Origin of the sequence: Novosphingobium flavum (assembly GCF_014230315.1) — a bacterium.
GTDB lineage: Bacteria > Pseudomonadota > Alphaproteobacteria > Sphingomonadales > Sphingomonadaceae > Novosphingobium > Novosphingobium flavum.
Genome location: NZ_JACLAW010000013.1, coordinates 47,704 through 60,660 on the forward strand (window position 1 = coordinate 47,704; position 12,957 = coordinate 60,660).

Annotated in this window: 12 protein-coding genes; 7 read left to right on the forward strand and 5 right to left on the reverse strand. The window is 68.0% G+C overall.

Features of this window, described 5'->3' with window-relative positions; all coding sequences use genetic code 11:
* Positions 1–215 precede the first annotated feature (215 nt).
* On the reverse strand, positions 216–1,031 hold the full coding sequence (gene mutM, locus H7F51_RS15520; RefSeq protein WP_185665227.1) for a bifunctional DNA-formamidopyrimidine glycosylase/DNA-(apurinic or apyrimidinic site) lyase: 816 nt from the start codon (positions 1,029–1,031) through the stop codon (positions 216–218).
* 55 nt (positions 1,032–1,086) lie between these two features.
* Between mutM and H7F51_RS15525 the strand changes: the two genes are divergently transcribed.
* Genes H7F51_RS15525 through dut form a run of 6 tightly spaced genes read left to right on the forward strand, consistent with a single transcriptional unit; the run spans position 1,087 to position 7,855 of the window.
* Positions 1,087–1,833, forward strand: coding sequence for a class I SAM-dependent methyltransferase (locus tag H7F51_RS15525; RefSeq protein WP_185665228.1), 747 nt, complete (start codon positions 1,087–1,089; stop codon positions 1,831–1,833).
* A gap of 1 nt (position 1,834) precedes the next feature.
* A complete protein-coding gene (gene ubiB / locus H7F51_RS15530; protein WP_185665229.1) occupies positions 1,835–3,406 on the forward strand; it encodes a 2-polyprenylphenol 6-hydroxylase in 1,572 nt (523 codons plus the stop codon).
* Positions 3,373–4,551, forward strand: a complete 1,179-nt coding sequence (locus H7F51_RS15535; RefSeq protein ID WP_185665230.1) for a hypothetical protein — start codon at positions 3,373–3,375, stop codon at positions 4,549–4,551. The genes ubiB and H7F51_RS15535 overlap by 34 nt, the downstream gene beginning before the upstream one ends.
* On the forward strand, positions 4,548–5,696 hold the full coding sequence (locus tag H7F51_RS15540) for a hypothetical protein (RefSeq protein WP_185665231.1): 1,149 nt from the start codon (positions 4,548–4,550) through the stop codon (positions 5,694–5,696). The genes H7F51_RS15535 and H7F51_RS15540 overlap by 4 nt, the downstream gene beginning before the upstream one ends.
* Before the next feature lie 4 nt (positions 5,697–5,700).
* Complete coding sequence (locus H7F51_RS15545) at positions 5,701–7,401, forward strand: bifunctional phosphopantothenoylcysteine decarboxylase/phosphopantothenate synthase (RefSeq protein ID WP_185665232.1); 1,701 nt, start codon at positions 5,701–5,703, stop codon at positions 7,399–7,401.
* On the forward strand, positions 7,385–7,855 hold the full coding sequence (gene dut / locus H7F51_RS15550) for a dUTP diphosphatase (RefSeq protein ID WP_185665233.1): 471 nt from the start codon (positions 7,385–7,387) through the stop codon (positions 7,853–7,855). The genes H7F51_RS15545 and dut overlap by 17 nt, the downstream gene beginning before the upstream one ends.
* 56 nt (positions 7,856–7,911) lie before the next feature.
* Here the strand turns inward: dut and H7F51_RS15555 are convergent, their stop codons facing one another.
* From H7F51_RS15555 to secB, 4 genes are all read right to left on the reverse strand, one after another.
* Positions 7,912–8,610 (reverse strand): DUF4136 domain-containing protein, encoded by a 699-nt coding sequence (locus H7F51_RS15555; protein ID WP_185665234.1) that lies wholly within the window; start codon positions 8,608–8,610, stop codon positions 7,912–7,914.
* Between the two features lie 201 nt (positions 8,611–8,811).
* Positions 8,812–9,831 carry a tryptophan--tRNA ligase gene (gene trpS / locus H7F51_RS15560; protein ID WP_185665235.1) on the reverse strand — a complete coding sequence of 340 codons (1,020 nt, stop codon included), beginning with the start codon at positions 9,829–9,831 and terminating at the stop codon, positions 8,812–8,814.
* Positions 9,832–9,843: 12 nt separating this feature from the next.
* Positions 9,844–11,418: a murein biosynthesis integral membrane protein MurJ gene (gene murJ / locus H7F51_RS15565; RefSeq protein ID WP_185665236.1), complete on the reverse strand. Its 1,575-nt coding sequence runs from the start codon at positions 11,416–11,418 to the stop codon at positions 9,844–9,846.
* Between the two features lie 38 nt (positions 11,419–11,456).
* The gene (gene secB / locus H7F51_RS15570) at positions 11,457–11,975 is read right to left on the reverse strand and encodes a protein-export chaperone SecB (protein WP_185665237.1); all 519 of its coding nucleotides are present in this window, start codon (positions 11,973–11,975) and stop codon (positions 11,457–11,459) included.
* Between the two features lie 262 nt (positions 11,976–12,237).
* Between secB and H7F51_RS15575 the strand changes: the two genes are divergently transcribed.
* Positions 12,238–12,930: a Tim44/TimA family putative adaptor protein gene (locus tag H7F51_RS15575; protein WP_185665238.1), complete on the forward strand. Its 693-nt coding sequence runs from the start codon at positions 12,238–12,240 to the stop codon at positions 12,928–12,930.
* Positions 12,931–12,957 lie beyond the last annotated feature (27 nt).

A 12,957-nucleotide genomic window follows, 5' to 3' on the forward strand; every position in this document is an offset into this window, starting at 1 on the left:
AACGTGGGTCCCGGCCGGAGCCGTCCCTCGTGAAGGGGCGCCCTTACAGAGCGTGGGGCGAATCGTCAACGGGGGAGTCGTCACTTCGGCGCCACTTCGGCGCGGCGGCTCCCGTTGGGGATGGTCCGGATCGGTCCCGCGGCCGCCGCCTGCGGATTAATACGGATGACTAATATTCAAAACCCACCCGACGCGATCAATAAGACGCCGCACCGTTACTTCTGGCAGTCAGGACAGAACCAGCTGCTCCGCCCGCCCTGGACGATCCGCTTCACCGCGCCGCCGCACGAACGGCAAGGCTCGCTCTCGCGGCCATAGACGTCGAACTGCTTGGAAAAGTAGCCCAGCTCGCCATCGGGCCGGGCATAGTCGCGCAGCGTGCTGCCGCCGGCTTCGATCGCTTCGGCCAGCACGGTCTTGATCGCCGGGACCAGCCGCTCCAGCGCGGCGCGGCTGACCTTGCCGCCTTGACGCTCGGGGTGGATCCGGGCGCGGTAAAGCGCTTCGCAGACGTAGATGTTGCCAAGACCCGCCACGATCCGCTGGTCGAGCAGCATCAGCTTGATCGCCGCGATCCGGCCCTTGAGCGCTCCGGCCAGATGGGCCGGGGTGAGGGCGGGGGACAGCGGCTCGGGCCCGAGCCCGGCAAAGGGCGCCCAGTCGTCCAGCCGGGCCGTCTCGACGAGATCGACCGAGCCGAACCGGCGCGGATCGCACAGGGCCAGGCGGTGTCCCGCGCCGGTTTCCAGCACGAGGTGATCGTGCTTGCCGATCTCGTCTGGCTCGATCCGCCAGCGTCCGCTCATCCCGAGGTGAAAGACCATGGTCTGGCCGCGGTCCACATGGATCAGGCCATATTTCGCCCGCCGGGATAGCCCGGTCACCCGCGCCCCGGTCAGCACCTGGGCCAGTTCGGGCGGGAAGGGGCGGCGCAGGTCCGCGCGGTGCGTGACGACGCGGGTCAGCACCTCGCCATCGAGGTAGCGGGCGAGGCCCCGCACGGTCGTCTCGACTTCGGGTAATTCAGGCATGACACGCCGCTATCAGTCTTTGCCGCAGGCGCAAACTCCCCTAAGGCCCGCTGCCATGAGCGAACAACCCGGCCACGATCAGGTTTCCTTCGGCTACGAGGAAGTCTCCCCCGAGGAAAAGACCCGCCGGGTCGGCGCGGTGTTCTCCAGCGTCGCGAAGAAGTACGACGTGATGAACGACGCGATGAGCGTGGGCATGCACCGCCTGTGGAAGGACCGCTTCGTCAAGCGCGTCCGCCCGCGCGAGGGCGAGCAGATCCTCGACATGGCTGGCGGCACGGGCGACATCGCCTTCCGCATGGCCGAGCGCGGGGCAAGCGTGACCGTGTCGGACATCAATCAGGACATGCTCGACGTCGGCATCGAGCGGGCGATGGAGCGCGGGCTCGACACGCTGGTGTGGAGCCGCCAGAACGCGGAGACGCTGACCTTCGGCGACCGCTTCTTCGATGCCTATACGATCGCCTTCGGCATCCGCAACGTGACCCGGATCGACCTCGCGCTGGCCGAGGCCTACCGCGTCCTGCGCCACGGTGGCCGGTTCTTCTGCCTCGAATTCTCGACCACCGAATGGCCCGGATTCAAGGAAGTCTACGACGCCTATTCGCATAGGCTCGTGCCGAAGATCGGCCAGGCCATCGCCGGGGATGCCGAAAGCTACCGTTACCTGATCGAATCGATCCGCCGCTTTCCGCCGATGAAGGAATTCGAAGGCATGATCCGCAAGGCGGGATTCGTCCATACCAAGGTCGAGCCGATCCTTGGCGGGCTGGTCGCGATCCATTCGGGCTGGAAGATTTAAGGTGCCGTCGCCGGCTACCCACGTCTTCCGCCTGCTCAAGTGGGGGCGGATTCTCGCCCGCCACGGCGCGCTGAGGATCATCGAGGAGGGGCAGAACACCCCGCCGCAGGTCAAGCGCCTGTGCCGCCTCGCCCGCCTCGGCACGGTCCAGCCCCGCATTCCGGACTATGCCGGCGCCTTTCAGGACATCGGCCCGGCCGCGATCAAGCTCGGCCAGACCCTTGCCACCCGGCCCGATCTCGTCGGCGAGGAAGCCGCGCGCAACCTGCTCCACCTGCAGGACAGCCTGCCGCCGGTGCCCTTCGCCGCCGTCCGCGCCGAGATCGAGGCAAGCTTTGGCGCCCCGCTCGAGACCCTGTTTGCCAGTCTCGACCCCGAGCCGGTCGGCGCGGCCTCGATCGCGCAGGTCCACAAGGCGGTGACGACCGACGGCCGCACCGTCGCGGTCAAGGTGCTGCGCCCCGGCATCCGCGAGAAGTTCGCCTCCGACATCGGCACTTACGAATGGGCCGCGGCGCACCTCGAGGCGCTGGGCGGGGAGGCGAGGCGCCTGCGCCCGCGGCTCGTCGTCGCCAACCTCAAGCGCTGGACCGCGCGCGAGCTTGACCTGCGCCGCGAGGCCGCCTCGGCCTCGGAACTGACCGAGGCGATGAAGGGCTTCGAGGGCTATCACATCCCGGCGATCGACTGGGACCGCACCAACGGCCGGGTCCTGACGATCGAATGGGTCGACGGGATCAAGATGAGCGACCTGCCCGCGCTCGCCGCCTCGGGCCACGATATGGCGGATCTCGCCAAGCGGCTCGTGCTCGCTTTCCTGACGCAGGCGATCAGCGCCGGCTTCTTTCATGCCGACATGCACCAGGGCAACCTGTTCGTCCGGCCCGACGGCGCGGTCGTGGCGATCGACTTCGGGATCATGGGGCGGATCGACCGGCGCGCCCGGCAATGGCTGGCCGAGATCCTCTATGGCCTGACTACTGGCAATTATCGCCGCGTGGCCGAGATCCATTTCGAGGCGCAATACGTGCCGTCGTACCATTCGGTCGAGGAATTCGCGACCGCGCTGCGCGCCGTGGGCGAGCCGATGCGCGGCAAGCCGGTCAGCGAACTGTCGGTCGGCCAGATGCTCGACGGGCTCTTCGCCATCACCCGCGATTTCGACATGCAGGTCCAGCCGCACCTGCTGCTGTTGCAGAAGACCATGGTCATGGTCGAGGGACTGGCGACCGCACTCAATCCCAACATCAACATGTGGGATGTCTCGGCCCCCTTCGTGCGCGGCTGGATCCGCGACGAACTGGGCCCGGAAGCGGCCATTGCCGAGCGGCTCAAGACCGATGCCGAAACCCTGCTGCGCATCCCCGAACTGGTCCGCCGGATCGAGGAGCGCTTCCCCCCGCGCGGCGGCGCACCGGAAGAGCCCCCGCTGCCCGATGTCGAACTCGTTTGGGAGCGGCGGCGTCAACCCCGTGGTAACCATGTCGGGCGTAGCTGGTGGGGCTACCTCCTGGCGGGGGTGCTCGGGGGATTGCTTACGTGGACCACGCTGACGTTCGATCTGCTGCACTGAAGGGCGCCCGCGCGCCGCAATTCGACCGTTTCGCGCATTGGCCCAGAGGGCTGGCCCGCATCGCGCTGGCCGTGTTCGCCGTCCTGCTGGTCATGTCCGCCTGGGCGCCCGGCTATGCCCCGCCGCCGCCCGCCCCGCCGAAGATCACGGTCAAGGACGCGGCCGGCAAGGCCCATGTCCAGAAGGAGGACGACAATGACCTCCACCTCTACCGGGTCATCACCGAGCGGGTGAGGAAGGGCGACAATTACTATGTCGCCGCCACCGACGAACAGCGCGCCAATTCCTATCCGGTCGCTCCGGGCCTTACCGTGCGCTTGCCGACCCTAGCCTTTGCCGGGGCCTATCTCGGCACCTACGGGCTGATCGCTCTCCAGATCGTGCTGTTCGCGGCGATGATGATCGCCATGCTGCGCCGGCTGCAGGCCGAGCCTGGCTCCGAAGAGTTCCGCATGCTCGCGCTCGCCCTGCTGATGACCGGGATCGCGAGCGGGCTGTCCTACAAGTACAACGTGCTGCACGAAATATGGGCGGCGCAGCTCGTTGCGCTCAGCCTCGCGCTTCACCGGCCGGACAAGGGCAAGTGGCTGGGCGCACTCATCGCCGCCGCTCTCGCGCTCGCCGTGCGCGAACTGGCCCTTCCGTTCGTTTTCCTGATGCTGGCCTATGCCCTGTGGCACCGCCGTTGGCGCGAGGCGGCCGCCTGGACCGCACTGGTCGTCCTGTTCCTTGCAGCCATGGCCGTCCACCTCCACTTCGCCCAAGCGCAGGTCCGCGCCGATGACCCGGTCTCGCCGCCTTGGCTGGTCCTCGGCGGGCTCAATGCGCTGGTCTACAAGGTGGCCAACTCAACCTTCCTCTCGCTGCTGCCGGTATGGATCACGGGGCCTGCCGTGGTGCTTTGCCTGTTCGGCTGGACCGCGTGGAAAAGCCCATTGGGCGATTTCGCGGCCCTGCTGATGCTCGGCTATTCGGCGGCCTTCATGATCGCCGGGCGCGACAACAACTTCTATTGGGGCGTGATGATTACCCCGGTCCTGTTCATGGGCGCGGCCTTCGTCCGGCTCGGCCTGCCCTCGCTGTGGCGCGCCGCCGGGCTTGGCCTGCCGGCCCTGCGCCGGGCCCGAGAGCCGCTCGGCGCATGACCGGGGCCTTCCCTCCCTTCGACCGCTTCGCGCACTGGAACCGGGTCCCGGCCCGGATCCTGCTCGTGCTGGTCGCCGGGTTGCTGTTGATGGCCGCGCTCACCCCGCTGACCTCGGGCGAAGGCGTGGCCGCGCCGCCCAGCCTCCACGCCGCCGCCCGTGCGCCCCAGCGCGAGCGCGACGAGGATCTCAAGCTGTATGACGATGTCATCGCCCGCCTGAAGCACGGCGAGACCTATTACGCGGTGATCGCCGAGGAGCACCGCCGCCACCGCTTCCCGCTCCATCCCGGCTTCGCCGTGCGCCTGCCGACCCTCGCCGTGGTCGAGGCCGCGCTGCCCCAGGGCGCGCTGATCCCGCTCTCGGTGATCCTTATGGGGGCCGTGCTCATGGCCTGGTGGAAGCGGCTGGCAGGCGAGCCGGGCGGCAAGGACCTGCGCCTGATCGCCATGGCCGCGCTGTTCTTCGGCGTCTCGATCGGAACCACGCGCTATTTCTTCGTGCTGCATGAACTCTGGGCCGGGCAATTGCTCGCCCTGTCCTTCGGCCTGCACCGCCCCGCCCAGCGCGAGGGTAAGCCGGGCCGCTGGATTGGCGCCTGGCTTGCCGCCGCCGCTGCGCTGGCAATCCGCGAACATGCGCTGCCCTTCGTGCTGCTCATGGCGGCCTTCGCGCTCTATCACCGCCGCTGGAAGGAGAGCGCGGCCTGGCTTGCCCTGATCGCGCTGTTCCTCGCTGCGATGACCGCGCACCTCCATACCGTGGCCGCGATGGTCCGCGCCGATGATCCGCCCTCGGCCTCGTGGCTCACCCTGCGCGGTCTCACCGGCTGGCTCTCGCTCGAGGTGCTCTCCAGCAACCTGCGCTGGCTGCCGACAGCGCTCGCGGGCCCGCTCGTCCTCCTCAGCCTGTTTGGCTGGGCGGGTTGGCGCACGGCCGCCGGGGCCTTCGCCACGCTGCTCTATCTCGGCTACGGGATCGCCTTCATGATCGCGGGCCGGCCGGACAATTTCTACTGGGGGATGATGGTCGCGCCGGCCATGCTGATCGGGCTCGCCTTCTTGCCCATGGCGGCGCGCGGCCTTGTGCATGCCGCTTTCCCGGTGCAAGGGCTGGGGCGACTGTTCCTGAAGGAAGCCCGCTGAACCCATGCCCGGCCCGCGCATCCTGCTGATCGTCGGCGGAGGGATCGCCGCCTACAAGTCGTGCGAACTCGTGCGGATGATCCGCAAGGGCGGCGGCTCGGTCACCTGCGTGCTGACCGAGGGCGGCTCGCATTTCGTCACCCCGATGGCACTGGCCGCCCTCTCGGAAAGCCCCGTCCACACCTCGCTGTGGGATCTCAAGAACGAGGTCGAGATGGGGCACATCCAGCTTTCGCGGCAGGCCGACCTCGTCGTGCTCTGCCCGGCGACGGCCGACCTGATGGCCCGCATGGCCGCCGGCATTGCCGACGATCTCGCCACGACCCTGCTGCTGGCGACCGACAAGCCGGTGATGGTCGTCCCGGCGATGAACGTGCGGATGTGGCAGCACGCGGCCACCACGCGCAATGTCGCCGCGCTGCGCGAAGTCGGCGTTTTCGTGATGGACCCGGAAGAGGGCGCCATGGCCTGCGGCGAATTCGGCCCCGGCCGCCTGCCCGAGCCCGAGGCGGTCTGGCGCCAGATCGCCGCCTTCTTCACCGGTCCCGAAGCCTTGCCGATGCAGGGCGGCGGGAAGCGCTGGAAGCCGGTCATGCCCGAACCGCGCAGCGAAGACATCCCGGTCTTCGGCGAGGGCGGAGACGACGACCAGACTTGGGTGCCCGGGCCCGGCGGCAGCGAAGGCGCGGCCGAAACCGGCAATGCTGAAAGCGGGCTAGGCGGCCTTTCCGCCTCGCTGGTCCAGCGCGGCCGGGCGATCGCTCTCGACGACGAGACCCCGCTGCCCCCGGCCGAGACCGCGCCTGTTGCCGAGCCTGATCCGGATGCAACTCCAGCCGCCGGCGGCCCGCTGCTGGTCGCCAAGGGCAGGGCCAAGAGCGCGCCGCCGACCGATCCCGAGGCGCTCAACCACCTTGTCGGCCAGAATGCCGCGCCCGAACCGATCGCGGGCGACCGTTTCGCGATCTCGGTCCTGCGCGGCGCGGACGACGCTTCGGTGAATGGGGGGCCGGTCTACGCCGATTTCATCAAGCCCGACGATGGCCCGCTCTCGGGCCGCCACGTCCTCGTCACGGCGGGGCCGACTCACGAGCCGATCGACCCGGTGCGCTACATTGCCAATCGCTCCTCCGGCCAGCAGGGCTTCGCCATCGCCGCCGCCGCCGCCCGTGCCGGGGCGCGGGTAACCCTCGTCACCGGCCCGGTCCGTCTCGCCACTCCGCCGGGGGTGGACCGCATTGATGTCGAGACCGCGCGGCAGATGCAAGATGCGGTCAAGAAGGCCCTTCCGGCCGACTGCGCGGTGATGGTCGCTGCCGTGGCCGACTGGCGGACCAAGGACGTCGCCAATTCCAAGCTCAAGAAGCGCGGTTCGGCCCCGCCGGTTCTCGTCCTCACCGAAAACCCCGACATTCTCGCCGGGCTCGGCTCCAGCCCGCTGAACAAGCCCAGGCTTCTCGTCGGTTTCGCGGCCGAGACCGACAAGGTCGTCGAGCACGCCACCGAGAAGCGCAAGCGCAAGGGGGCGGACTGGATCATCGCCAACGACGTCTCGTTCGACAAGAATGGGCGCAGCGTGATGGGCGGGGCGAAGAACACCGTCCACATCGTCACGCGTGACGGGGTTGAAGACCTGCCGGAAATGGCCAAGGAGGATGTCGCTTCCGTCCTGGTCGAGAGAATCGCGCATGCACTCAACGAATGATGTTCCCGTGCTGGTCAAACGCCTGCCGCACGGGGAAGGGCTGCCGCTCCCAGCCTATGCCACTCACGGCGCCGCCGGCATGGACGTTGTCTCCGCCGAGGACGTGACGATCGCCCCGGGCGCGCGCCACGCGGTGGCCTCGGGGCTCTCGGTGGCCATCCCGCACGGCTACGAGATACAGGTCCGCCCGCGCTCCGGTCTCGCGCTCAAGCACGGGATCACCGTGCCCAACACGCCCGGCACGATCGATTCGGACTATCGCGGCGAGCTGAAGGTCATCCTGATCAACCACGGCAGCGAGCCGTTCGCCATCCTGCGCGGCGACCGGGTGGCCCAGCTGGTCCTCGCGCCCGTCACGCGCGGTTCGTGGGTCGAAGTGGCCGAGCTGGACGAGACCGCGCGCGGCGACGGCGGCTTCGGTTCGACCGGGGGCGTGGTCGCGCTCGGCAGCTGAGCCACGAAAAAGGGGGCCTTGCGGGCCCCCTTTTTGCTTTTCATTGATCGGCCGTGTCAGCGCTTCGCGTTTTCCGGCGCCACGGTGATCCGCACGGTTTCGCCCGAATGGCCGGGGAAGCCGGTGAACATCGCCTCGACCAGGTTCGGCACAAGGTATTGCAGGCGGTTGGAGGTCGAGACGGCCTCGGCCTTGCCCTCGAACACGCGGGCGCCATTGGCGGCGTTCTCGATCTTCAGCGAGATGCCGCTGGTGTAGATCGTGTAGCTTTCGACGCTGTTGTCGAACCACGGATCATACCAGCCATAGCCCCAGCCACCGTAAGGGCCCCAGCGATAGGGCCGGCCGTAAAAGCCGCCGCCCCAGCCGCGATAGCCATACCACGGGCTGAAGAAGGGATCGCGGCCGAACCCGGTCGAGCGGATGCGTTCGCGGCCCTTGTCGACTCCGTAGTCGAACTTGACGATCAGCGTGGCGTGAGCGGGATCGCTGGGAGCATAGCCGAGCCGGGCCATCTGCGCCTCGACCAGCCGGGCGTACTGCGCGAATTCCAGCCCGCCCGAGAGCGCCGGACTGTCGGCCACGACGGCAAAGGTCTGGCCGGCCGGCGGCGGCATCTGCGACTGGAAGCGCTTGACGTTGGCGTCGAAGCCGGTGGCGCAGGCAGACAGGCTGGCCAGCACCAGCGGCACGGCGGCCAGCTTGAGGGAGCGGCCCAGCGCGCTGAATTCAAACTTCTTTCCGGACGATCTCATGGTCAATTCTCCGTGACGATCTGAACCATATCCGGGGCGTCCCCTGCCACGGGCATGAGACTCTAGCAGTCTGCCTGCATAGTCGCTCGCGCGCGCTGAACATGCGTTGAATAAGCGCGCGAAACCAGCGATTTGTTCCGCGGCTGACAGCGCAGCATGTCCCGCGTCGGAACCACGCCGCGCCCGCAGCATTGCCCGCCGTCAGGCCGTGACCAGGCCGAGCGCCTCATAGGTCCTGGCCAGCGTCGGCGCGGCCAAGGCGCGGGCCTTTTCCGAACCCTTGCGCAGGAAACCGTCGAGCACCGCGCGGTCCTGCTGCAGCTCGACGAAGCGGGCGTTGATCGGGGCGAGGCTTTCGACCAGCAACTCGCCCAGCGCCGGCTTGAACGCGCCGAAGCCCTTGCCGCCGAAGTCCGCCAGAACCACCTCGGCGCTGGTCCCCGCCATCGCCGCATAGATGCCGACGAGGTTGGCCGCCTCGGGCCGTCCCTCGAGGCCGGCCTTTTCCGAAGGCAGCGGCTCGGGATCGGTCTTGGCCTTCTTGATCTTGGTCATGATCGTGTCGGCATCGTCTGTCAGGTTGATCCGGCTCATGTCCGAAGGATCGGACTTGCTCATCTTGCCGCTGCCGTCGCGCAGGCTCATGATCCGCGCCGCCTCGGGCGGAATGATCGGATCGGGCAGGGTGAACAGCGGCGCGCCTTCGTCACAGAAGTCGTTGTTGAACTTCTGGGCAATGTCGCGCGCCAGCTCGAGGTGCTGCTTCTGGTCCTCGCCCACCGGCACGTGGGTCGCCTGATAAAGCAGCACGTCGGCGGCCTGCAGCACCGGATAGGTGAACAAGGCGACGCTGGCGCCTTCGCGGTTCTTGCCCGCCTTGTCCTTCCACTGGGTCATGCGGTTCAACCAGCCCATCCGCGCCGTGCCGTTAAGCAGCCATTGCATCTCGGCATGGGCGGGCACCTGGGTCTGGTTGAACAGGATCGACTTGTCGGGATCGATCCCGCAGGCGACCAGCGCGGCCACCATCTCGCGGGTGTTGGCGGCAAGGTCAGCCGGCACGTGCGGCATCGAGATCGCGTGAAGGTCGGCGAGGAAGTAGAGGCACTCATGCCCCTGCGCGGTGTGCTCGTCCTGCATCCGCACCCAGTTGCGGATCGCCCCCAGGTAATTGCCGAGGTGGAGATTGCCGGTGGGCTGGATGCCGGAAACGATGCGCATGGAAAAACTCGTTCAGGTGGTGGAGCGGCGGCGCCGCAGGAGAAGCGCGAGGTCGTCTTTCGAGAAGGCGCCCAGCAGGATGGTCGAGGCCCCATAGACGAGCCCGCCCGCGGAAACCAGCACGGCAAGGGCCGCGATCCGCACGGCCCACGAGCCATGGACATAGGGCGTCAGGGCCCCTTGCGTGAACCACAGCACCGCGCCCATCAGCAGGGCGGCGAGGGCAAGGCGCGGCGCGCGGCGGCGCAGGCGCGCATCGGCGGTGAAGTGCCCGCGCTTGACCAGCGTGCGATAGAGCAGGGCCGTGTTGACGGTCGAGGCGATGGCCGTCGCCAGCGGCGGGCCCATGTGTTGCAGCGGCAGGATCAGCGCGAGGTTGCCGACCAGGTTCACCACCATCGACAGGGTGGCATAGCGCACGGGCGTGCGGGTATCCTGCCGGGCGTAGAAGCCGGGGGTCAGCACCTTGACGAGGATGTAGCTCGGCAGGCCGATCGAGAAGGCGGCCAGCGCCTGCGCGGTGAAATGGGTATCCTCGGGCGTATAACGCCCATAGCCGAACAGGGCGGCGGCGATCGGCTCCCCGGCCACGACCAGCGCCACGGTCGCGGGCAGGGTCAGCAGCAGGGCCAGCTCCAGCCCGCGGTTCTGGGTTTCCATCGCGGCCTGTTCCTCGCCCGCGCCCAATTGGCGCGAGATCGTCGGCAGCAGCACCGTGCCGAGCCCGATCCCGATCAGGCCCAGAGGAAGCTGGTTCAGCCGGTCGGCCATGTAGATGTAGGTCACCGAGCCGTGAGCCAGCAGCGAGGCGGCCAGCGCGGTCGAGATGACAAGGTTGATCTGCACCGCACCCGCACCCGCGGCTGCCGGCCAAATCAGCGCCATCAGCCGCTTGACCTCGGGATTGAGGCGCGGGCGGCGCAGGCGCAGGCTCACCCCGTTGCGCTTGCAGGCCAACGCCAGCCAGATCAGCTGGAGCAGCCCCGAGACCGAGACCGCGATCGCCTGGTTGCGCGCCGTTTCCAGCGGGTCCGTGGTGTGAAAGCCGAGCAGGGCCGCGATCAGGGTCAGGTTGAGCAGGATCGGCGCGGCGGCATTCACCCAGAACTTGTGCAGCGAATTGAGCAGGCCGCCGAACAGCGAGACGAGGCTGATCAGCATCAGGTAGGGGATGGTGATCCGGCTCAGCTGAACCGCGAAGGCGAACTGGTCATGGCTCACCCCGTTGAACTTGCCGGAGAGCGCGAAAGTCACCGGCCAGGCGAAGATCTCGAGCAGCGCGGTCATCACGAGGAGGACCGGCAGCAGCACGGCCAGCGCCTGCTCGGCAAAGTCGAGCCCGTCCCTCAGGCCGTTGCCGTCGGGATCGCCGACCTTGCGGTTGAACATCGGGATGAAGGCCGAGGCGAAGGCGCCCTCGGCGAACAGGGCCCGGAACATGTTGGGCAGGCGAAAGGCGACGAGAAACGCATCGGAAGCGAAGCTCGCCCCGATGTAGCGCGCGAACAGGCTGTCGCGCACCAGGCCGAGCACGCGGCTGACCAGCGTCAGCCCGCCGATCGTTCCCGTCGCCTTGAGGAGGTTCATGGCCTCACCTGCCCAGGTTCAACCATGTTCCCGTTCGATCAGGCGTTGCCGGCCGGTTCCGCCTCGGCGGTCTGCGCGGCCTGGGCGATCTGCTGCAGGTAGAGCCCGTTGAAGTCGATCGGCTCGAGCAGCACCGGCGGGTAGCCGGCATCGCGCACGGCATCGGCAAGGATGCGGCGGGCGAAGGGGAACAGGATGCGCGGCGCTTCGCCGTAAAGGAAAGCGTGCATCTGCTCCGGCGCGAGGCCGCGCATGCCGACGATGCCGCCATAACTCAGCTCGATGATATAGGCCGTGCCCTGGGCCGACTTGGCGGACATCTGGATCTTCAGCTCGACCTCGTGGACCTCGCCGTCGACCGGGGTCGACTGGATGTTGAACTGCACGTCAAGCTGCGGCTGCTCGGTCCACTGGTACGAATGCGGGGCGTTCGGGTTCTCGACCGAAAGATCCTTGACGTACTGCGAGATGACGCCCGCGGCAGGGCCGGTATCCTCGCCGTTGGCGGCGGGAGCGTCGAGCTTGAGGTCGGAAATGACGTTGCCTTCGTCGGCCATGGATCAGGTCTCTCTTTGCAGATGCGTTGGATCGGAAATGGCCGGCGCCTAGCACTGCCGGCCCCCCGCGGCAAGGAAGCCCGGCAAGGAAACGCGGCAACCGGCGGGGCCGATCTCCGCCGGTTGCAAGCATGCATCGTTCTGCCCCGAAAAATGCACCGGGATCGCGATCATGCGTTGTTCATTTGTCAAGCGTACCTATCTGAGGCAAAGTATGCCTTCAGAGGCTGCGCCCAGCGTAGCCCATGTGAAAGACAGTGCTGTGACCGTCGAAGTCATCATCCTCGCCATGATCGCGGCCTTCCTGGGCCTGAGGCTCTATTCCGTTCTCGGCCGCCGTGCCGAGCATGAGGAAGAGACCATCCAGGGCCGGATGGACGGCCGCGGCCCGGTGATCGACGGCAAGGCGAACGAGCGCGGCGCCAATCCCGCCCAGCGCCTGCCCGAGCGCGCGGCCACCACGGCCGCGCCGGTCCGCCCGCGCGAATTGCCGGGCGTGCTCCCGGTGGCCGAACGCGGGCTGCGCGACATTGCCACCGCCGACCGCCGCTTCGATGCCATGCTGTTCCTCCAGGGCGCGCGCGGCGCCTACCGGATGATCCTCGAAGCCTTCTGGCGCGGCGACAAGGACCAGCTGGCCCAGCTGTGCGACCGTGACGTCTACCAGGGCTTCCTTGCCGCCATCGCCGCGCGCGAGGAAGCGGGCGAAAAGCTCGAGAATTCGCTGGTGCGGATCGAGGAGGCCATGATCGTCGACGCCGATCTGCAGGGCAACTGGGCGCGCATCACCGTCCGCTTCTCGGCCGATATTGCGGCCATCACCCGCAATGCCGAAGGCACGATGATCGCCGGCTCGCTCGACGATGCGATCGAGGCGCGCGACCTGTGGACCTTCAGCCGCGATCTCTCCGCTCCGGGGCCGGACTGGCTGCTCGACGAAACCGACGAAGCCTGATCTGCCCATGCCGGGGAAAGGGGCGGT

Bases quoted from the DNA above. Each gene is read 5' to 3' on its own strand.
- H7F51_RS15540 (WP_185665231.1), top strand. From the start codon at position 4,548: ATGACCGGGGCCTTCCCTCCCTTCGACCGCTTCGCGCACTGGAACCGG.
- H7F51_RS15545 (WP_185665232.1), top strand. From the start codon at position 5,701: ATGCCCGGCCCGCGCATCCTGCTGATCGTCGGCGGAGGGATCGCCGCC.
- dut (WP_185665233.1), top strand. From the start codon at position 7,385: ATGCACTCAACGAATGATGTTCCCGTGCTGGTCAAACGCCTGCCGCAC.
- H7F51_RS15555 (WP_185665234.1), bottom strand. From the start codon at position 8,610: ATGAGATCGTCCGGAAAGAAGTTTGAATTCAGCGCGCTGGGCCGCTCC.
- secB (WP_185665237.1), bottom strand. From the start codon at position 11,975: ATGGCCGACGAAGGCAACGTCATTTCCGACCTCAAGCTCGACGCTCCC.
- mutM (WP_185665227.1), bottom strand. From the start codon at position 1,031: ATGCCTGAATTACCCGAAGTCGAGACGACCGTGCGGGGCCTCGCCCGC.
- murJ (WP_185665236.1), bottom strand. From the start codon at position 11,418: ATGAACCTCCTCAAGGCGACGGGAACGATCGGCGGGCTGACGCTGGTC.
- H7F51_RS15525 (WP_185665228.1), top strand. From the start codon at position 1,087: ATGAGCGAACAACCCGGCCACGATCAGGTTTCCTTCGGCTACGAGGAA.
- trpS (WP_185665235.1), bottom strand. From the start codon at position 9,831: ATGCGCATCGTTTCCGGCATCCAGCCCACCGGCAATCTCCACCTCGGC.